The following is a 20,249-nucleotide window of genomic DNA, read 5'->3' as shown; positions in this document are numbered from 1 at the left end:
GACGACGGGCGTGTCATTCAAGCACCGGACGGACGTGGATGCATCGTTCTAGGCGGAATGGCCGATGTCGCCCGTCATGCCGGGTCGATGTCGTGCGCAGTACCCGTGCCGACAGCAGCCGAATCCGACAGACGATTTTCGCTGCACTTGTTGACAATAATTCTCATTTGGAAGATTCTTCATTCGTCCGTGAATTCGTGCGTGAAGAGGTCTTCGCATCGTTTTCACGGGTGTTTTCAGCAAGCCAGGCGTCGACCTCGAGTCCGTCACCCAGCGAATCCTTCGCCAGCCATCGCCCGCATCGCCCGGGCGCGCAAGCCTCCCGTTCCGCAGCACGTGCCCGATCGGCGCGATGTCGCACCTGCCAGCCACGACCGGATCGGTCCGCCAGCCTCCGACTGCACTGTCCGCCCCGCCGCATGCGGGGCAGGAGTGCGGACAACTGTCAAAATCAATGAGGTGAATCGATGACCATCCGAAAACAGGCCGTGCGTGCAGCCGGTGCAGTGATGCTGGGAACCTTGCTGGCCAGCGGCCCGGTACATGCCATCAAGATAGATGTGGCGGAAGACGTGATGACGTCCTCCTTTTTCCAGGGCGCGAATGCAGTCCGCGGATACGCGGGCGACAATCGCCCGGTGTTCCGCGTATCGACCGGCAATCCGTTCGGCACCGTCGGCGCCGAAACCATCTATCTCGCCTTCGATTACGACTTTTCGACCTTCAGCGGCCCGGTCAGCGCCATTCTGACGGTGCAGTCGACCAGCGGCGGCTTCGGGGCCGACGCCAGCGCCGGGAATCCCTTCACCGTGTCGGCGCATGGGGTCGCCGCCAACCCGTTCACCGCGATCACGGATGACACGAATCCGGGCGGCAGCGTGAGCTGGCTGAACTTCTTCAACCAGAGCATTTTGCCGGCCGATGTCGCGGCGCGCAGCGTCGTGAGCGGTTCCGGCGCAGTCACCTTCGATGTGTCGGCGATCGTCGGCGACTGGATCAGCGGCAGCAACGCGGTTCACGTGCTGGCCCTGACAGGCGTGAACGACACCTCGGGCAACGAGTTCCTGCACGGCTTCCTCAACAACACCGAAGCGCCGGGTTCGGCCTTCCTGACAGTCAGTGCCGTGCCCGAGCCTGAAACGCATGCGATGTTGCTGGCCGGACTCGGTCTGCTGGGCCTGGCACGTCGCCGGCAGCGCGCTGCCGAGGCGGCGCCGTGAAGGTCGCTGCCTTCCAGGCGCGTCGGCTGGGCGGCGCGCTGGCGCTCGTCGGCGCCCTTGCCGCCGCACCTGCGCAGGCCGGCCACTACCCGATGTATGCGAGCTGGGCGCAGCCGGACGGCCCGGGCAGTGCGATCGAGCTCTCGTACAGCTTCAGCAATCTGCTCGACGGCGGCCTGCGCGATGCCTCCGGCACGGCGCTGCCGGCGTCCTTGCTGCGTAGTGCTTTCGAACAGGCGCTGTCGGATTACGCAGCGGTGCTGCCCATCCATTTCGTCGAAGTGACCGACGCCGGTCCTTTGCCGGAAACCGGCGAGTACGACCCGGCCGGACTGGCCGACATCCGGGTCGGCCTGGTTGCGAACATCAGCCATGCGAACGCCTACGCCTATTTTCCGTTCTCGGCCGCCAGCGGTCTGGCGGGCGACATCGTGTTCAACGCCGGCCGCTTCGGCGCCGGCTGGACACCGCTGTGGTTCTACGCGGTGGCGCAGCACGAACTGGGGCATACGCTGGGCATGGGGCACTACGAAAGCAGTGACGTGCCTGCCGCCCCGCCCGCGCAGTCGTCGGTCTACGAGGGGCCGGTATTTGCGCTCGACGGCGAAATGATCGTCGCGCTGCAGGGTGTCTATGGCGGCGGCACCGGTTCGGTCACGCCGCTGTCGGCCGTCCCGGAACCGGAGGCGTGGGCGATGCTGCTGGCCGGTCTGGGTCTGGTATCGGCGCTGGCGCGCCGCGGCGCACGTCCGGTGCACTATCGGGAGTGCGCCCATGCGTGACCGCGACCTGACATCGCAGCGTCGTGTCGCGACGATGCCGCTGCTGGCCCTGTTACTGGCGCTCGCGTCGCCGTCGGCCTCGGCGCTGCAGATCGAGTTCGACTACACCTACGACACGCGCGGCTTCTTCACCGACCTGACGACCGGCGCGCCGCGGGTCGATCGCCGCGCCTTGCTCGACCTCGCAGCCGCTCATTACAGCGGCTTCGCCGACACGCTGAGCGCGATCATGCCGGCTGAGGGCGACCAGTGGTCGGTGTCCTTCCTGCATCCGAGTCTGGGCGGGCCCGGCGTCACCCTGAACAACGTCGCCATCGAAGCCGATACCTTGCGCATCTATGTCGGCGGCTCGCCGTCGGCGCCGGGCGTGCTGGGCTTCGCCGGTACCGGCGCAAACCTGCAGGCCACCGGCAGTGCCGCCTTCGTCAACGCGGTCATGACGCGTGGTCAGCTCAACACCACCGGCCCGGACGCCAGCGACTACGCCACTTGGGGCGGCTACATCTGGTTCAACGCCAGCAATGACTGGTATTTCGGCGCGGATGCCTCGGGTCTGTCGCCCGGCAGCCCGGATTTTCTGACCACGGCCACACACGAAATCGGTCACATCCTCGGATTTGGCGAAGCTGATTCGTGGCTGGCGCAGATCGATGCCAGCACGGGTCTGTTCATCGGTGTTGCGTCGGTGGCGGCGTACGGCGGCGGCGTGCCGGTCGACCGCTACGGCAGTCACTGGGCTGAAGGCACGATCAGCGTGCGCGATGGCCTGCCGCAGGAAACGATGATGGATCCGAGTACCCCCTTCGGTGAACGCCAGTTGCCTACCGCGCTCGACTACGCCGGCTTTGCCGACATGGGCTGGCAGGTGTCGACGGTGCCCGAGCCGGGCGCTGCGCTGATGATGCTGGTTGGCCTCGGCCTGATCAGTCGAAGGGTGCGGCGCATCGGCGCCATCCGCAGCGACCTGTGATGAATCTGGATCCGGTCGAAATCAAGGCCTTTGTACCGGCCACCGACTTCGAATTGTCGCGCCGGTTCTATCTGGCGCTTGGTTTCGAAGTGCCGTGGGGGGACGACAGGCTGGCTTATGTGCGCCATGGCCATACAAGCTTTCTGCTTCAGGCCTTCGATGAACCGGCGTTTGCTCGGCAGTTCCAGATGCATCTGCTGGTCGCCGACGTGGACGCCTGGCATGCGCACCTCGTATCGGCTGCTATCGCCCGGCGCTTCGCCGTGGTGATCGGCAGGCCGGAAGACCGACCGTGGGGGATGCGGGATTTTGAGCTGCCCGACCCGAGTGGCGTGCTCTGGCGCATCGCGCAGAATCTCTCCGCCGACAACTGAGTGCCCGGCTGTCGCACTGCGACAGCCGGGCTTACACTCTGAGCGAGGAGGACGACAACGATGAAAATCCGTTTTCTGGGTGCCGCCGGCACGGTGACCGGCTCGCGCTATCTGCTGACGCACGAGGGGCACTCGCTGCTCGTGGATTGCGGCTTGTTCCAGGGTGTAAAGAATATCCGCAGTCGCAACTGGAAGCCTTTTCCGGTCGATGCAGCCGGGCTGTTGGCCGTCGTGCTGACGCATGCCCATCTCGACCATTCCGGCTATCTGCCGCGATTGATGCGCGAAGGCTTCGACGGACCGGTGTGGGCGACGTCGGCCACGCGCGAACTGGTGGACATCCTGCTCGAGGACAGTGCCCACCTGCAGGAAGAAGACGCGCGTCACGCCAACAAGTACGGCTACAGCAAGCACCATCCGGCGGAGCCGCTGTATACGGCCGACGATGCGCGCCACGCGATGGAGCATCTGCGCAGCACGGGCTTCGGCGAACCGTTCTCGATCGGCCCGTATCGCGTCACCTTTCAGCGCGCCGGGCACATCCTGGGCGCGGCCAGCGTCTGCGTCGAGTGCGCCGGTCAGCGCATCACCTTCAGCGGTGATCTCGGGCGGCCGGACGACCCGGTAATGCACGCACCCGAACCGCTGCCGGATACGGACTGGCTGGTGGTCGAGTCGACGTATGGTGATCGCCTGCATCCTGAACATGACCCGTTTGCCACGCTGGCCGGCATCGTCAGCCGCACCGCGGCACGCGGTGGTACGGTGCTCCTGCCGTCCTTCGCCGTCGGTCGCGCCCAGACACTGATGCATCTGCTGGCCACGCTGATCGACGAACGGCGCATTCCCGACCTGCCGGTGTTTCTCGACAGCCCGATGGCGATCGACGTCACCGGTGTGTTCCGACAGTACCGGCACGAACATCGGCTCAGCCAGCAGGCGTGTGACCGCATGCGTGACGCGGTCACCTTCACCCGTAAGCCGGAAGAGTCGGAAGCGCTGGCGGGCAACCGTTACCCCAAGGTGATCATCGCGGGCGCCGGCATGCTCAATGGCGGCCGCATCCTGCACCACCTGCTGGCGTTTGGTGCCGACCCGCGCAACACGGTCGTGATCGCCGGTTACCAGGCTGAAGGAACGCGCGGCGATGCGCTGCTGAAGGGCACGCGCAGCCTGCGGATCTTCGGCCGCGATGCGCCGATCGGCTGCGAAGTGGCCAAGGTAGACGGCCTGTCGGCGCATGCCGACTACCGCGAAATCCTCGACTGGCTGCGCCCGGTCGGGCGGGCGCCGCGCCGCGTATTCGTGACGCATGGCGAAGCAACCGCGGCGGACAGTCTGCGTCAGAAGCTCGAGCACGAACTGGGCTGGTCCGCCGTGGTGCCCGAGCAGGACGAAACGTATGTGCTCGACTGATGACACGGCTGCTGGCGTCCGTACCCCGTGGCCGGTGGCGTGATGTCGCAGCAAATGCGCCGCGTCGTGACAGTGGCCGGCGCGCTGTGGCTTGCGTGCACGGCGCTCGCGCAGGCGACCGACGGCGCATCGACGATACCGGTCGCATCGATGGTCGTGGCGTCCGCTACGCCCGGGTCCGTGACCGATCCCGGCGCTTCGTGTCCGCCGACCGACGGCTGCCCGGCCTGTCCGCCGACAGCGCCCCCGCTGATCGTCTGCGCCCAGCCGCCCGATCGGCTATCCGACAAACCGCCGGATGACAGTGTCTGGGCCCTATGGGGCAAGGATGCATCCGGCGCGCTGATCGGCATCCTGTTCGGCACGCTGTTGTCGCTCTACGTGACCGTGGTGTTCGACCGCTACAAGCGATTCCGCGAAACGCTGATCGACATCGCGCAGGCGCGCCTGCACAACGATGCCTACCCGATGGCCGTTACCGGATTGCAACCGGTGCGGGACGCCGCCGTCGGCTATGCACAACTGCTGGAACGCAAGCAATGGACGCTCGATACCGACGGCCATCTGGAGGCGGCTGCCGAGGTGGGCAAGCTGACCGCTTTCGCTCGGCTGTCTGCGCTGTGCATTGAAAACCTGCTGCACGGCACCACCCGCGGATTGACGCCGGATGCCTACCTCGCCGCCTTCCAGGGCGAATACAACCGGATCAACGGCAAGCATTTCGTGCAGTTCGAACAACGTCTCGTACCGGATCGTGGCGCCTTGTTGCAACCCTGGCCGCGCCCGCCGGCACCGGTGGCGCGCAAGGTCGTTCCGGTTGATTTTTTCGACCTGCTGCTCGGCTGATCCGGGCAGCCAGCACCACGTTTCGAGTAATAACGAAAAAGGGCTTCGCACCCTGCGGCGCGAAGCCCTTGAAAATCGCGCGAACCGAAGCCCGCGCGACGTGCAGCGTGCTCAGGCCTTGCGTATGCGGCGGCGCGCCATCATGCCGATCAGGCCGAGACCGGACAGCAGCATGCCCCAGGTTTCGGGTTCCGGCACCGGTGCCATGAAGGAGGCAGACGTGAAGCCGCGCAGGTTGGCGTTGAGCGCGCCATTGAAGGTCGCGAGACCGGTACCGAGGTCGATCGAATAGAGACCGCTGTCACCGTTGTCCAGCGTCAGTGCTGCCCAGCCCATGCCACTGGCGTCGATTTCGAAACCGTTGGCGCCGATCACATTGCCCGAAATGCCGAGTGATCCGACGGTCGTGATGGTCGGTGCATTGAAAGCGGTCGGCGCGATGTGCAGCGTGTCGGTCGTGGTGTTGAGGTAGTACAGCGCAGTTGATGCCGGGCCGCTCATCGCCGAGGCATCTGAGTTGGTGTAGGCCACCGCACTGAAACCGGACGGGATGACGCTGGCAGCATTGCCGACGACACCCGTATTGACGTTGATCGCCAGGTTCTGACCGACGTTGCTCACGTAGCGCAGCGACGCCGCTCCGGCGAAATCGGCCACCGGATTGAAGTCGATGCCGTAGGACAGAGACGCGTTGACCAGCGGGGTGTCGAGTGCCGCCATGAAGGTGGCCATGCCGCTCGATACGTCAAGCGTGTAGATGCGGTTCAGGCTGCTGACGCCGTACACCATGTTGTTGCTGGGGCGCAGATCGATGCCGAGGATGCGTTCACCGGCGCCCAGGCCGGTTATCGACGTGAAGGTGGCGGCCGAAGTGTTGCTGCTGCTGATCATGCCGATTTCGTTGCCGGTCGTCAGGCCGATGAAATCGGCCGCTCCGGCCGGGGTTGCAAGCGCGAGCGCAAGGGTGGATGCTGCTGCGAACAGTGATTTTTCGTACATGTCTGACCTCTCCGAAGAAAATGGTTGGGGAAATGGACGAGACCGCAACTCGAAAGCGCGTCGTCATTCCCACTACTCGGCAGAGGCCAGAACGGATGCAGGTGTCACCGAATTTTCACGTTTCGAGGCGGAAAATCGGCGACGGGGTGAAAAACCGGCTTTTGATCAGCAGGATCGAGGCCTGGGTTGGCGATTCAGATCCGCGGCGGCGGCTCGTTGATCAGCGCCCAGAAAATGCCCAGATTGGTCACCGTGCGCGAAAACTGATCGAAATCGACCGGTTTCACGACGTAGGCGTTGATGCCCAGGTCGTAGCAGCGGCGAAGGTCCGGATCTTCGCGTGAGGAGGTCATGATGACGACCGGCAGGCTGCGCAGCCTGTCATCGCGGCGCATTTCGACCAGCATGTCGATACCTCCCATGCGCGGCATGTTCAAGTCAAGCAGCATGAACAGCGGATGGTCACCCTCGCGCGCGGCGAAGCGGCCGCGCCGGTAAAGGTAGTCCAGCCCATCGACGCCGTCGCGTGCAATGATGATGTCGTTGGCAAGCTTGAGTTCGCCAAGGCTGAGCAACATCAGTTCGACATCGTTGTCGTTGTCCTCGACAACCAGAATGTCACGCAAGTGCAGGGACATCGCTTACTCCTGTGAGGGGGTCTGCAGAACGCTCAGCTGCCGCGCGGGCACGTCGCGGCAGGGCGACGAAGAAGCTGGCACCTGCGTTGATCTCGCCGGTGGCCCAGACGCGCCCGCCATGGCGCTCGACGATGCGCTTCACGTTAGCCAGCCCGATGCCGGTACCTTCGAATTCGCTCGAATGATGCAGGCGCTGGAACACACCGAATAGTTTGCCTGCATATTGCATGTCGAAGCCAGCGCCATTGTCGCGAATACGGAATACAAGGTCGTCGCCGCTGTCGTCGATGCAATCGACTTCGATCACTGCCGGTGCTCGGTCGCGCGAATACTTCACTGCATTGGCCATCAGGTTGTAGAACACTTGGTAGAGCAGTTTGGGATCTGCCTGCACGTCGGGCAGCGCGCCGAGCTTCAACTCGACGACACGGTTGTCCATGTCGGGCGCCAGTTCTTCTACCACTTCGGCGATCAGCATGTTCATGTCGCAGCGCTCCCGGCGCATTTCGGTGCGGCTGGCGCGCGAGAACGCGAGCAGACCTTCGACGATATTGCTCAGGTGATGCACTGACGACCGTATGCGCTCTATGTAGCGCTGAGCAGGGTGGTCGGTCGGTGCCGGGTGCTTGTCGGCCAGAGCGCGCGCGAACCCTTCTATGTGCCGCAGCGGGCCGCGTACGTCGTGCGAAATGGCGTACGAAAGCGCTTCGAGTTCCTCGATCTGCTGCTTCATCTGGCAGTTGAGCGCGCGCAGTTCGGTTTCGTATTGCTTGCGGCGCGCGATTTCTGCCTTTAGTTCGGTGTTGGCCTCGCTGAGCGACTCGGGGCTGGGCAGCGACAGCGCAATCGGGATCAGTCGCCACAGCATGATGGCGGTCGCTATCGACACGCCTGCCGTCATCAGGCGCAGCCAGCCGTCAAGCCAGAAATCCGGGTGCCACAGCGTCCAGATGTCCATCACATGCGTGACCCCGCACGCCATGATGAATACGCCGAACATGACGAAGATCGGGCTGAAACTTAGGTCGGTGCGACGACGGACGAAGGTCCACAAGGTGACTGGAATCGTAAAGTAGGCGGCCGCGATCAGCACGTTCGATACGACGTGCAGCAGTACCAGGTCTTTCTGCCACGAGAAACAGTAGCCGTGCGGCAACAACGTCTGCAGTTCGTTCACCATGTTCATTGCCTCGTGGTCTCGATCGTCAATGGCGCCGCCTTTGGCACCATCGTAAGACCTTAGCGCGCATATCAACTGCTGTCAGCAACCGAGCAGTCAGCAGCGCAGCGCGAGTGAACGCGTCAACGCATTTCTCAGACGTCGCGCACGCTCGTACGCTCCTGCTCGATGCGCAGGATGTAACGCTGGATGAGTGCATCCGCCGTGGCCGGCAGGCCGATGAACTGGCATCCCGCACGCAGCTCGCTGCCACCGCGTTCGGTGACACGGAACATGTTGCGCACCTGCAGCGTGGCCGTGATGGTGCCAAGTTCGGGCAGCATGATCTGGCACTGATCAATCAGGCTGTCGACCGACAGGTTCAGGCTGCTCGGTGGCGCCACAACGGCCAGACCGCCGCCCGAGATGTCCACGATGTTGGCTTCGATCATGCGTCCGTTACCGTCACCGGTCGGGATCAGGCAGCGCAGGCGGGGATTGGGTGGCACGATGAGGCGATAGTAGTCACGCCGCTGCAGCCGCAACATGCGCGTGGGCAGCGGAATCTCGATCGCCGGACCGCCGTCGAATTCGACGCTGCGGCAGCGCGGCACCATGAACTGCACCTTCACCTTTTCCAGCGAGGTAAGGCAGACCAGCGGTGACGACTTGAGCGCTTTTTCCAATTGTTTCTCGTCCCGCGGCACATCGAGTACGACCGCGCCGCGTGCGTCGTCGATGTCGAGTACGGCCGTCAGGAAGGGCTCGCTTGATCGGCCGGCATAGACCGAAACATTGGCTTTCTGGTCCTTGATGGCGCGCAGGTAGAACACGATATCGGTCGTGCCGTCCAGCACGTAGCGGGCGAAATCGTCGGCTTCAAGCAGATCGAACCGGATGTCCTCGGTCATGGAATGCGTCCTGTCGGTGTGCCGCGCCTGCTGGTGCAGGAGTGCGGCGGTGCGGTGGAGTGTAAGGTCAGGTGGGCACCCTGATGGTCGATGGCGGTGCCGCGTTCAGCCCCTTTTCGACACGATAGATCCACGCCAGCAGTTCGGCTACGGCGACGTAAAGCTCCGGCGGGATGCGCTGGTCGAGATCGAGCCCCATCAGCAGCGCAACCATTTCGCGCGATTCATGCACGAAAACGCCCGCTTCACGCGCGCGCCGGATGATTTCGTCGGCCACCAGCCCGCGGCCCTTGGCCACGACGCGCGGCGCGGCATCGCCGGCACCGTAGGCCATGGCGACCGCCTGGGCGCGGGCAGACTGCGTCATGCCATCACCTGCCTGCCGGCGGGGTCGGTCGTGGTTTCATCGGCCGCCTCGATCGATGGGCTTTCGACGGCCGGCGCTGCATCGCCGAAGGTCACCTGACCCAGGCGCAGTCCGGCGTCGCTCATGCGCTGCTGCAGTTCGAGCAGGGCACTGCCCATGCGAAGCCGCGCTTCAGGATCACTGGAAAAATTGAGCGCGATGCCATGGTCGCGCCACAGCGTCAGGGACGTTTCGACCTCCCCCAGACCGGGCAGCACCAGTCGCAGGCGTGACGTCCAGGGTACATCGGTGTCCGGCTCGGCAGCAGCCTCATCGGGCCGTCCGTCGGCGCGCGGGTCGTCGATCTCGATCTTCATCATCTGCCCGGGCCAGGCAAGTCCTTCCCAGGCGAGCGAGTGCTGTGCCAGACCCAGCAATTGGTTGTGCACCAGCGGTCGCAGTTCGGCCGGCGTTGCGGAATCTGCGCGCACGGCTTCGGCCCGTTCCGGGGCCGGTGCGTCGTTGATCTGTGGGAATTCGGCGCCGGCCTGTGCAAGCGTTGCGGTATCGGCGCGCTGCAGCGCGGCCGGCGTCGCACGGGCTTGGGGATCAAAGGCACGCTGCGGCTCGCGCGCGGTGGATTCGATCGTGCGCTCGCCGCTGACCCACTGCGCCTGGTGCGACTCGTAGAACAGGCCGCTCTGGCCGATCGCGCTGGCAAGTCGGCCGGCGATCACCGGTGTTGCCGCCGCGTCGCTCACGTGGGCACTGGCGCGCAGCAGGGCCGGATCGATCAGCGCCTGCCCGGCGGACAGGCGTGCCGGCGGCGGCGACGGGCGGTCGAGCAGCGCACTGATGGCGCGCGCCGGCTCGCTGAGGCTGACGTCGCTGGCCTCGCCGGCCGCAGGATCCGGGACCAGCGTGGCGATCAGTGTCTGCGCATTGCGCGCGACGTGGGTCAGGGTGACCGTGCTGCCTTCGCGTGCGCCCTGCGGCAGTTGCAGCGTGACCATCTGACCCGCCACCTGGGCGCGTGCGCGCCCGTCCTGCAGGTTCTGGATGATCTGTGCGGTGTAGCGCTCGCCGGGCTGGAATTCAGGCAGCTGTTCGCCGATCGGGCTAACCGGACCGGCGACCTGTACCGAGCCGCGGGCCAGTTCCGCAAGACGTTGCGAGATGCCCGGCAGCAGGTTGTTCATGCGTTCAGCCGTTTTCGGCCCGGCCTGCCGGAAGCTTGCCGAGGAACACCTTGACCTGTGCCATCCACGGTTCGACGTGGCGGCGCACTTCGGCGTCGTGGGCGAGTATCTGTTTCATCAGCGCAACCTTGCGGGCGCGCTCGGACGGCGAAGTCACTTCCTCGTCATTGTCGGCGATGCGCTGGCGCAGCGCGGACACGTCGAGTTCAAGGGTGACCAGGCGGTCCCAGTCGTTGGCGCGCGCGGCATCAACCATGTGACTGGAGATCTGGTGCATGTCTTCGAGCAGGGGCAGTGAATTCATGTCGTCGGGCCGTCTTGCAGGAGGTACCGGTTAGTCAATGAGCGTACAGGCGGGCAGCGGTTCGGAGGCGCACAGGTAAGTGGTAATTACCGTGCAATTTCCGCTTTTGCCTACATGGGCGCGCCTTGCGACAGCTTCTGTCTGATTTCTTCCCAGGCATCCTTCAATTCGCCCAGCAGGTGACTGACCTCTTCCAGTGCAGCGCGGTCGTTGTGAGCATTGGCATGCAGCAGGCGTGCGCACATGTAGTCGTACAGCGCATATAGCCGCTGGGCGAGTTCGCCGCCGGCGTCCAGATCCAGGCTCACCTTGAGACCGTTGCCGATGATGTCGATGGCTCGTGAAATCGACAGGCCCTTGCCAGCGGTTTCACCCATTTCCATCTGGTGGCTGGCGGTGGATACCGACATCAGCGCACCGTCGAACAGCATCAGGATCAGCAGGTGCGGATCGGCACCGGCCACCCGTGTTTCCATACCGACCTGTGCGTAGGCCATATGCGGATTTGAAAGCGATGCAAACATGAAAGTCCCTTTTGCCCGGTTGATTGCATCAGCGCGACGAGATCGTCGGCAGATTGGCCAGTTGTTGCGTCAGATAGTTGCTGGTGGCGGTCATGTTGCTGATCAGCGTGTCGAGCGCACTGAATTGTTTGCGATAGCGCGCTTCGATCGTCAGCAGACGGTCCGACATCGCTTCAGCGCGTTTCTGGAACGCCTTGGCAGCCGCAGTCAGCCCTTCGGTGCGGCTGGAAATGAGGCCGCCGGCGTCGATCATGTCGTCCATCAGGCTGGTCAGCCGGCTGCCCATGCCCTTGACGTCATCGGAGCCGCGGAACAGCTTTTCCACGTTGCCGTTATCGAGAGCGGCCGTGAGTTTGGTCGAGTCGATCGCCAGCTTGCCGTCCTTCTCGACCGATACGCCGATCGCCGACAAATTCAGGCCCGGGGCGATCGAGGTGCCGACAAGTGCGCTCAGGCGGTTGCGCAATGCCAGCATCGTGCTTTCGCCATTCAGCGTGGCGGCCTTGTCGGTTTCGGTGTTGTAACTGGTCTGCGTCTTGATGATCCCGAGGGCATCGTTGTAAGCCTTGACGAGACGCTCTACGCCGCTGCGGGCGACGCTGGTGTCATTGGTGACGGAGACCACGGTCGGACTGCCGGCGTTGGTCTTCTTCAAGCTCAGAGTCACGCCTTCGATCGCGTCGGTCAGCGTGTTCGTGCTTGATGTGATGGCGATGCCATTGACCGTCAGCGTGGCATCGGACGCCGGGATCATCTGCGACAGGCGTGACGTACCGCCGGTCGATGCGTCGTAGATCAGGCGCGACAGTCCGGCATCGTCGGTGTTGTTGCCGTCGTCGTCGGTGGCGGTGATCTTCACCGTGTTTTCGGTTCCGCCGTCGACGGAGCGCAGTACCAGGCGATGGCCGTTGCCGTCATTGACGAGCGAGGCGGTAACGCCTGCATCGGCGTCGTTGATGGCGTCGCGCACGTCGGCCAGCGACATCGCACCGCTTCCGATGGTGATGTTGACTGCGGCCTTGTCCGGGTTGGCGGTAAAGGCACCCGCGTTGTACTTGCCCAACTGTATGGTCAGCGTGCCGCTGCCGACGCTTGCCGTGCTGCCGGCGAACTGGCCGGATGCCACCACTTGCGATTCGGCCAGCGTATTGACCTCAAGTGTGTAGTTGCCGGCAACCGCGGTTTGCGTGCCGGCAACTGTTGCCACGTCGGCGTTGCCGATGGCAGCTTTGCGTGCGGTAAATGTTGCCGCGTTCGACAGGGCGGTTGCGGCCGACTGGATGGAAGACAGTGCACCCTTGATGGAACCGTAGGCGGAGATCTTCGCCTGTACGCCGGCCTCCTTCTGTGCGAGCAGCGTCAGTGGGCGCTGTTCGAGCGACATCAGCTGCGATACGAGGCCTGAAACGTCAAGGCCGGAGCCGATTCCTGCGGAAGAGATTGCCATGGTGCTGCGCCCCTCAGGCCTTGCGCTCAATCAGGCCGCTCTGGCCCTTGCCGAGCGCGCGCGCGATCGCGATCAGTTCCTCCGAGGGGATCTGCCGCAGGATTTCCTTGGTGCTTGAGTCGATAAGTCTCACGATTGTTTTCCCTGTTTCCTTGTCAATCGTGAAGAGCAAATTCTGGTCCACCGGTTGAATCTGGCGACGGATTTCGTCCACCGTCTGTTCGATCTGTTCGGTTGTGAGCGGGGTGTTCTGCGCGGGTTGGTCACGAACACTGGCGGGAGCCACGACCTTCACTCCGGTGCTCTGTGCGAGGGCCGGAGTGTGCGGTGGCGAGGTACTCGGCGGGACTGGCTGGATCGCCATGACGATTTCCCCTTGCAATTAACGGGGCACGGCGAACCGTGCCCCGTTTCTTTCAGTTGCCGGTGCTTAGCCGCGGAGCAGGCTGAGCACGTTCTGCGGAAGCGAGTTGGCTTGCGCCAGCATCGCGGTACCGGCCTGCTGCAGGATCTGCGCGCGGGTCAGGTTGGCGGTTTCCATCGCGAAGTCGGCATCCTGGATACGGCTGCGGGCTGCGCTGACGTTTTCCGACGTGGTCTGCAGGTTGCTGATCGTGTTCTGCACACGATTCTGGATGGCACCCAGTGAAGCGCGTTGCGTATTGATCGACTGCAGGGCGGCGTCGATGACGTCGATGGCGGCGTTGGCGCCGGTCTGCGTGCCGACGCTGATCGAGGCGACCGACGACAGCGCACTGGCGTTCGCCGTGGTCGCGGTGAAGAGACCACCGGCCGACGCGCTGGTGACCGAGAAGGCGTCGGACGACGAGAACTTCAAGGTACCGCCGACCGTCGAGGAGTCGGTGGCGGCGGTAGCGCCCGTCAGCACGACTGCTGCACCGGCCGTTGCGCTGGTGAAGGCATTGCGACCCTGGAGGCTGATATCGCCGGCGCCAGCGAAGTCGGTGAGCGAAATGTCTGCGCCGCTTTCCGACTTCAGCGTGACCGAACCGCCGCTGACCGTGGCGGTAATGCCGGTGGTCGCCGCGTAGTTGTTGATCGCGGTCGACAACGAGCTCAGATCGGCTGCGTTGCCGATGGTGGCCGACACGGCGACACCGGTTGAATTTTCGCCGAACAGCGTGAAGGTGTAGGTGCCGGCAGCCGTCAGGCCGCTCAGCGTGGCTTCGGTCGCTGCCGTTGCGTTTACGCCGGTGGTGGCGCTTTGTGCATTGACGGCCGCGGCGACAGCCTTGGCGGTGTCTGCGAGATTCACTGCAACCGCTGCCGTGCCGAGCGAACCGGTCACGGTCAGATCTTCGGCTGCGACGACGGTGTTGGCGACGCGGGCACCCGCACCGGCTGCCAGAGCGGCTGCGTTGTTCAACGTACCGCCGGCGGTCACCGTATTGGCGCCGATGTTGGTCGCCTTGGTATTGGCGAGGCTGATGCCGATCGACTGGTTGGCATTCGCGCCGACCTGGAAGTACTGGCCGGAGAACGAACCGTCGAGCAGGTTCTTGCCGTTGAACTGGGTCGACGAGGCAACGCGGTTGATTTCCTGTTGCAGCTGCGACACTTCCTGCTGAAGGGCCTGACGGTCGCTGGCGCTGTTCGAATCATTGGCGGCCTGAACCGACAATTCACGCATGCGCTGCAGACCTTCGGTGATCGAACCCATCGCGCCTTCGGCAGTCTGCGTCAGCGAGATCGCGTCGTTGGCGTTGCGGACAGCCTGGTTCAGACCGCGCACCTGCGACGTCATCCGTTCTGAAATGGCGAGGCCGGCGGCGTCGTCCTTCGCGCTGTTGATGCGCAGGCCCGAGGACAGGCGCTGCAGCGAAGTGGCGAGCGAGCTTTGCGAAGAATTCAGGTTGCGCTGTGCGGTGAGCGACGGCACGTTGGTGTTGATGATTTGCGGCATTTTATTTCTCCTGTCACGAAGTAGTGTGTAGTTACGGCGCTCCGGGCTGCATGGCCCGCTGTTGATGTCGCCGATGTTTGAAGTAACGGAGTTGCCGCTGCAAACTTTAGCGGGGCACCTTAATGAAAGCCTTTGTCGTCTTGGCTTTCAGGCGGCTGCCGATATGAAATGGCTTCCCCTTGCGGCATGTACGGGCGTTCCTGCTTGCGTGAGGTTGCCGCTGCAATCGCTTTTGCCTGCAAGGTCGGCCCGTTTTGTGCTCCATACATCGTGCAGGACCTGTTTCAGACTGTTACGGAATGTCAGCGGAGCGCGCTGCGCGTGGCTGCTGACGGGCCGCTCAGTGGCCGCCCTGGTGCGTGACGGGCAAGGGTTTTCGTTGGGCATCGCCTGCGGCTCACCCCAACCAACGCACTGCCGACCGCTCCGCTCCCGGGAAAAGCACTCGCAGGTTGGGGTGAGCCGCAGGCGATGCCCGACACCCCAACGTCGATCACGCCACGTCCGCACGGAAAGCGCCTGTAGGTTGGGGTGAGCCGCAGGCGATGCCCGACACCCCAACGTCGATCACACCTCACGTCCGCATGGACAGCGCTGATGCGAGCAATGTCTGGTCAGCTGCTGACCGGGTGTGTGAAGACGGCACACCGCGTGGCTATCCCGGAACCGATGGCACTTCGCAGATAGCTCGACGCCGAACGCGCATGCCTTCAAATCAGGAAAGGCCGCCAGAACCGGCGGCCCGACGCATATCACGACTGAATGTTGCGGGAACCGGGAACTTGAGGCGGGCGAAGCGGATGCCGGCCCGGGTCACGCAGCAATCGGTTGCTCGGGTGCGATGACCACGCGATTCTTGCCGGTGGCCTTGGCCTGATACATGGCCACATCGGCACGCTCAATCGCAGACGTCTGCGGTTCCTCATGACCGACCACGGTGACGCCGGCGCTGAAGGTGATCAGCAGCTTGTCGTTGTTGGCCAGGAAATAGCGTTTGGTAAGTTCGCGCTGCAGGCGTTGCAGCACGATGACCGAATCCTCGACCGAGGTTTCCGGCAGCAATATGACGAATTCCTCACCGCCGTAGCGTGACAGGGTGTCGTTTGGACGCAGGCAGTCGCGTACCGTGCCAACCAGGTGCAGCAGTGCCTCGTCGCCGGTGTTGTGGCCGTAGGTATCGTTGAGCCGCTTGAAGTTGTCGATGTCCAGCACTGCGAGGCACAACAGCGAGCCGCGCCTTGCGGCTCGCGACACTTCCTTGGCGTAGGACTCTTCCAGTCCCTTGCGGTTGAGTGCGCCGGTCAGCGGGTCGTGGCGCATCTTTTCGCTGGTCTGTTCGAGCTCGACCTGCAGGCGTTCTATTTCGGCTTCCGCCGCACGTACGCGGTCGCGCATGTTGTCAACCTCGGCACGCGACTTTTCTGTCGTGGCGCGCATGGAATGCGTGGCGGCAATCACTTCGGCAATGACACCCTGCAGCGAACCGATGTCGTCGGCGGCAGCGATTGTTTCCGCGTAGCCTTCCATTTTCTCGCCGAAGCCCGACGTGGCGTCGGTGAAGCTGCCGAGCTGCTCGACAAAGCCGGCCAGCATCAGCTTGATCTGGTGCTTCGCGTCGTCGATATTGCCGCGCAGCGAGCCCTGACGCTCGATCACTTCGCGCAGCCGGCGCTCCACTTCATCCAGTTCGCGCGCAGTCAGCGGGTGATCGCACAACGCACGCAGCGAATCGATCTGACCGCGCATCCAGCGGTCGTCCAGAACCAGTTCGCCGATGTTCTTCAGCAGCAGGTCAAGCAGCGACAACAGACCGGCCCGGATTTCGGCCTGATCGTCGACCACCCAGTTCAGGCGATACACGAGGTTGCGCAGTTTGGACGCCAGATCATCGACGCCGCTCATGTCGCGCACGTCGCGCAGCGCCTGCCCCAGCGCAATGGCTTCGTCGCGCAGCTCGGGCGCCGAAATCAGCAGGCTGCCGACGACACCTTCGAGCGTGCTGGCAAACAGGTCGCGCAGTGCGGCGTCACTGTTATCCAGCGCGGGGACGATCTTGTGGCGGCCATGGCCGTGCAACCCGGCAGCTTCTGCATCGCTGCTCTCGCAGGATTCCCAGTTGTCTGCAAGCTTGCTCAGCCGCGCGTAGAGGGCATCGAGCTCGCCGCTGGACGTATCCAGCACCTGCTGGATTGTCACCTGCTTCTGCGCATACGTGAGCGAGTCGTGACTGCGTTCGAACTGCTTGAACAGGTCCTTCAGCAGAGCCGTCCACTTGCGCTGAGGCGCCGCCTGCGCGCGCAGCAGACCGACCAGGGATCCACTGATCGCCGACCAGCTGCGGCTGACAACAGCGCTTTCGAGCCGCTCGCCAAATTCGATCTGCGATTGATTGAGCCGAGGCAGGGTGCTGCACACCAACTTCAGTGCGCGTTCCGGGAACAGGTCGTCGGCCTTGGTGCCGGCAATTTCGTGATAGAGCGACCGGTAATTTTCCGGCGTGGGCTGCAGCTGACGCATGGCGAGACGTCGCAAGGCTTCACGGGCGATTTCGAGCGGCTGCATGGCGTCAGACATTTCAATGGCAATTCACAGTCCGTAACGAATGCTTACAACGGCACTCCGACGACGGGCTTTAGGGCGCATCCGTAAGTTATTCCACACTCCGCACGGCAGTGAGGGCGGTCGGCATACCCTAGTCAGTGAGCCCGTGCTTGAGGCCGTAGTGGGTCAGTTCGGCGTTGTTCTTCATGCGCATCTTTTCCAGCAGCCGTGCGCGATAGACGCTGACCGTCTTGACGCTGAGGCTCAGTTCTTCACCGATCTGGGTCAGCGTCTTGCCCGAGGCAATCATCACCAGCGTCTGGTATTCGCGGTCGGACAATTTCTCGTGCGGCGGCCGCTCGTCGTCGTCGGTAATGGCATTGGCCAGTTCCATGGCCAGCGTGGGCGAAACATATTTCTTGCCGCTGGCGACCTGGCGGATCGCGGTGACCAGCTGTTCCGGCGCGCTCTGCTTGGTCAGATAGCCCGAGGCGCCGGCTTTCAGTGCGCGGATCGCGTACTGGTCCTCCGGGTGCATCGACAGCACCAGCACCGGCAGTCGCGGAAACTCCTTGCGCACCAGCTTGAGTGTGTCGATTCCGTTGCGGTCGGGCATCGATACATCCATCAGCACGAGGTCGAAACTGCCGTCACGCAGTTTGTGCATCGCTTCGACTCCGTTTTCCGCTTCACCCGTGACGATGAGATCCGGGCTGTCTGAAAGGATCTGGCGCAGGCCGGAGCGCACGATGGCGTGGTCGTCTGCAATAAGTATGCGGATGCTGCTCATCGGGAAAACTCCAGTACGGTGCGGCGGCACGCCGGCACCCTCAGCAGCAGTCGGGTGCCGCCTTGTTCGCGGCTGCTCGCTTCGAAACGTCCGTTCAAGTGCACCACGCGCTCGCGGATGCCGCGCAGGCCGAAGGATTTGGGCTTGTTCAGGTCTTCCGGCGCAAGGCCTCGGCCATCGTCGCCGACTTCGAGCACGATGTCGTCGTCTTCCTGCGTGAGGCGCACTTCAACCGTGCGCGCGCCGGCGTGCTTGGATACATTGGTCAGCGCCTCCTGGAAAACCCGGAAAAGTGCGATGGCCGTTTCCTCGTCCGGGTCGATGTCGTGATCGATGCAAAGCAACTCGCACTTCAGGCCGGTACGGGCGGCAAAGTCTTCCGCATGGCTCTCGACTGCCGGCGCAAGGCCGAATTCCTTCAGGATGCCGGGGCGCAGTTCGCGCGCGATCCGCCCGACCGTGGTGATCGCGTCATCCACCAGTTTGCCCATGCTGACCGAGCGCGCCTTGATCGCGTCCTGATCGGCCGCGGTCTTGTTTGCCAGCAGCGACACTTCGAACTTCAGCGCCACCAGCAGGCCGCCCAGTTCGTCGTGGATGTCGCGCGCAATGCGTTCGCGTTCCTCTTCCTTGGCGATCTGCAGGTGCGACGACAGCTCCGCCAGCTGACCACGCGACTGGCGTAATTCGCGCTCCGTGAGCTTGCTCTGCGTGATGTTGGAAACGATGCCTTCCCAGATCAGCACGCCGGACGCGAGTACGCGCGGCGATGAGCGCAGGTTTACCCACTTGATGTCCTCATCGGGCAGGCGGATGCGACCGTCCCAGTTCACCGTGGCATGGGTGTGCGCCGACAGATGCATCGCGCGCTCCAGCTCCGGCATGTCCTCCGGCAGCACCATGTCGAGAAAGCGGCGCGGCGCAGCCACCAGCTCGCCAGCCTTGAAACCGAGTAGCGCGAGGCAGCCTTCGCTGACGAACAGGAAGCGCCAGCCGCCGTCTTCATGGCGCAGCAGCTGGAACACCATACCCGGAATGTTGGCCGCCAGTGCGCGAAAGCGGGCCTCGCTGTCGCGCACGGCATCGAGCGCGCTGTGCCGCTCGGCCCGGTTGCGCGCCTCGCGCATTTCGCGTTCGACCGCCGGAATCAGCCGGTCGAGCTTGCCCTTGCTGAGATAGTCATGCGCGCCGGCGCGCATCGCCGACACCGCGATGTCTTCCTCGATGACACCCGAAACGATGATGAAGGGCAGGTCCAGCTCCAGTTTCTGCAGGATGGATAGCGCCGCCATCGCCGAAAAGCGCGGCATGTTGTGGTCGGACAGCACCAGATCCCAAGTGCGCGACGACAGCGCCTCGCGCAGTGACCGCTCGTCTTCCACCCGCTGCGACCACACCTGGTAGCCCGCTGCCCGGAAGCGGTGCAGCAGCAGCAGCGCGTCGTCTTCGGAATCCTCGATCAGCAGCACATTGAGCGGACGGGCAAGCGTCGGCCCGGCATCGGTTCCGTTCAGGCGATTTGCAGGGGAGCCCGGAACGGGCACGGGCGTGACGGTATCGGACATCGGGCAGATGGGTCTCCATTCGCGTACGTCTGCAGCGCGCTGGCATGTGGAGACATGTTCATGATGATTTGAGTTTAATCCATGGCCGTTGCCATGAGTCACCGATGCGCGCGCCATCCCCGGCGGACAGCAGATATAATCCGACGCGCGCCGCTTTAGCTCAGTTGGTAGAGCAACCGCCTTGTAAGCGGTAGGTCGTCAGTTCGATTCCGACAAGCGGCACCAATGAATTCAACGAGTTAAGCCAGTTCGAGAGAGCTGGCTTTTTCGTTTTTGGAATCGTGTAGCCATGGT

20 protein-coding genes and 1 tRNA gene are annotated in these 20,249 nt (G+C 63.7%); 7 read left to right on the top strand and 14 right to left on the bottom strand.

Annotation, left to right across the window (positions count from 1 at the left end; all coding sequences use genetic code 11):
- The first annotated feature begins 467 nt into the window (after positions 1-467).
- From Q8R75_RS06390 to Q8R75_RS06365, 6 genes are read left to right on the top strand one after another with little or no spacing between them, the layout of a single operon-like run.
- The gene (locus Q8R75_RS06390) at positions 468-1,220 is read left to right on the top strand and encodes a PEP-CTERM sorting domain-containing protein (protein ID WP_305611865.1); all 753 of its coding nucleotides are present in this window, start codon (positions 468-470) and stop codon (positions 1,218-1,220) included.
- On the top strand, positions 1,217-2,002 hold the full coding sequence (locus tag Q8R75_RS06385) for a PEP-CTERM sorting domain-containing protein (protein WP_305611864.1): 786 nt from the start codon (positions 1,217-1,219) through the stop codon (positions 2,000-2,002). The genes Q8R75_RS06390 and Q8R75_RS06385 overlap by 4 nt, the downstream gene beginning before the upstream one ends.
- Entirely contained in the window at positions 1,995-2,972 is a 978-nt protein-coding gene (locus tag Q8R75_RS06380) for a PEP-CTERM sorting domain-containing protein (RefSeq protein WP_305611863.1), read from the top strand. Before Q8R75_RS06385 ends, Q8R75_RS06380 begins: the two co-directional genes overlap by 8 nt.
- Positions 2,972-3,346: a VOC family protein gene (locus Q8R75_RS06375; RefSeq protein WP_305611862.1), complete on the top strand. Its 375-nt coding sequence runs from the start codon at positions 2,972-2,974 to the stop codon at positions 3,344-3,346. Before Q8R75_RS06380 ends, Q8R75_RS06375 begins: the two co-directional genes overlap by 1 nt.
- Positions 3,347-3,406: 60 nt before the next feature.
- Positions 3,407-4,762 carry an MBL fold metallo-hydrolase gene (locus Q8R75_RS06370; protein ID WP_305626287.1) on the top strand — a complete coding sequence of 452 codons (1,356 nt, stop codon included), beginning with the start codon at positions 3,407-3,409 and terminating at the stop codon, positions 4,760-4,762.
- Between the two features lie 42 nt (positions 4,763-4,804).
- Positions 4,805-5,608 (top strand): hypothetical protein, encoded by an 804-nt coding sequence (locus Q8R75_RS06365; RefSeq protein ID WP_305611860.1) that lies wholly within the window; start codon positions 4,805-4,807, stop codon positions 5,606-5,608.
- Between the two features lie 111 nt (positions 5,609-5,719).
- Here Q8R75_RS06365 and Q8R75_RS06360 read toward each other — a convergent pair whose 3' ends face one another.
- The 14 genes from Q8R75_RS06360 to Q8R75_RS06295 form a co-directional block, all read right to left on the bottom strand.
- On the bottom strand, positions 5,720-6,607 hold the full coding sequence (locus tag Q8R75_RS06360; protein ID WP_305611859.1) for a DUF4394 domain-containing protein: 888 nt from the start codon (positions 6,605-6,607) through the stop codon (positions 5,720-5,722).
- A 194-nt stretch (positions 6,608-6,801) separates the two neighbouring features.
- Positions 6,802-7,245: a response regulator gene (locus Q8R75_RS06355; protein WP_305611858.1), complete on the bottom strand. Its 444-nt coding sequence runs from the start codon at positions 7,243-7,245 to the stop codon at positions 6,802-6,804.
- Positions 7,226-8,425, bottom strand: coding sequence for an ATP-binding protein (locus Q8R75_RS06350; RefSeq protein ID WP_305611857.1), 1,200 nt, complete (start codon positions 8,423-8,425; stop codon positions 7,226-7,228). Before Q8R75_RS06350 ends, Q8R75_RS06355 begins: the two co-directional genes overlap by 20 nt.
- A gap of 134 nt (positions 8,426-8,559) precedes the next feature.
- A complete protein-coding gene (locus Q8R75_RS06345; protein WP_305611856.1) occupies positions 8,560-9,315 on the bottom strand; it encodes a flagellar brake protein in 756 nt (251 codons plus the stop codon).
- Between the two features lie 67 nt (positions 9,316-9,382).
- The gene (locus tag Q8R75_RS06340) at positions 9,383-9,682 is read right to left on the bottom strand and encodes an EscU/YscU/HrcU family type III secretion system export apparatus switch protein (RefSeq protein WP_305611855.1); all 300 of its coding nucleotides are present in this window, start codon (positions 9,680-9,682) and stop codon (positions 9,383-9,385) included.
- A complete protein-coding gene (locus tag Q8R75_RS06335; protein ID WP_305611854.1) occupies positions 9,679-10,860 on the bottom strand; it encodes a flagellar hook-length control protein FliK in 1,182 nt (393 codons plus the stop codon). The genes Q8R75_RS06340 and Q8R75_RS06335 overlap by 4 nt, the downstream gene beginning before the upstream one ends.
- A gap of 4 nt (positions 10,861-10,864) precedes the next feature.
- Complete coding sequence (locus Q8R75_RS06330; protein ID WP_305611853.1) at positions 10,865-11,164, bottom strand: flagellar protein FliT; 300 nt, start codon at positions 11,162-11,164, stop codon at positions 10,865-10,867.
- Between the two features lie 110 nt (positions 11,165-11,274).
- Positions 11,275-11,688, bottom strand: a complete 414-nt coding sequence (fliS, locus tag Q8R75_RS06325; protein WP_069039952.1) for a flagellar export chaperone FliS — start codon at positions 11,686-11,688, stop codon at positions 11,275-11,277.
- 28 nt (positions 11,689-11,716) lie between these two features.
- Complete coding sequence (gene fliD / locus Q8R75_RS06320) at positions 11,717-13,135, bottom strand: flagellar filament capping protein FliD (RefSeq protein WP_305611852.1); 1,419 nt, start codon at positions 13,133-13,135, stop codon at positions 11,717-11,719.
- A 13-nt stretch (positions 13,136-13,148) separates the two neighbouring features.
- Positions 13,149-13,499 carry a flagellar protein FlaG gene (locus Q8R75_RS06315; protein WP_305626292.1) on the bottom strand — a complete coding sequence of 117 codons (351 nt, stop codon included), beginning with the start codon at positions 13,497-13,499 and terminating at the stop codon, positions 13,149-13,151.
- Between the two features lie 66 nt (positions 13,500-13,565).
- Positions 13,566-15,059, bottom strand: a complete 1,494-nt coding sequence (locus Q8R75_RS06310; RefSeq protein ID WP_305611848.1) for a flagellin — start codon at positions 15,057-15,059, stop codon at positions 13,566-13,568.
- A gap of 813 nt (positions 15,060-15,872) precedes the next feature.
- Positions 15,873-17,633: a GGDEF domain-containing protein gene (locus tag Q8R75_RS06305; RefSeq protein WP_305611847.1), complete on the bottom strand. Its 1,761-nt coding sequence runs from the start codon at positions 17,631-17,633 to the stop codon at positions 15,873-15,875.
- Positions 17,634-17,751: 118 nt separating this feature from the next.
- The gene (locus Q8R75_RS06300; RefSeq protein ID WP_069039955.1) at positions 17,752-18,390 is read right to left on the bottom strand and encodes a response regulator transcription factor; all 639 of its coding nucleotides are present in this window, start codon (positions 18,388-18,390) and stop codon (positions 17,752-17,754) included.
- The gene (locus Q8R75_RS06295) at positions 18,387-19,955 is read right to left on the bottom strand and encodes an ATP-binding protein (RefSeq protein ID WP_305611844.1); all 1,569 of its coding nucleotides are present in this window, start codon (positions 19,953-19,955) and stop codon (positions 18,387-18,389) included. The genes Q8R75_RS06300 and Q8R75_RS06295 overlap by 4 nt, the downstream gene beginning before the upstream one ends.
- 149 nt (positions 19,956-20,104) lie before the next feature.
- On the opposite strand from Q8R75_RS06295, the gene Q8R75_RS06290 reads away from it, so the two are divergent.
- A tRNA-Thr gene (locus tag Q8R75_RS06290) sits at positions 20,105-20,180 on the top strand.
- The last annotated feature ends 69 nt before the right edge of the window (positions 20,181-20,249 follow it).

Source organism: Methyloversatilis sp., from assembly GCF_030696805.1.
Classification (GTDB): Bacteria; Pseudomonadota; Gammaproteobacteria; order Burkholderiales; family Rhodocyclaceae; genus Methyloversatilis.
Note: the sequence above shows the minus strand (reverse complement) of the source record. Positions and strands in the feature narration are given on the sequence as shown.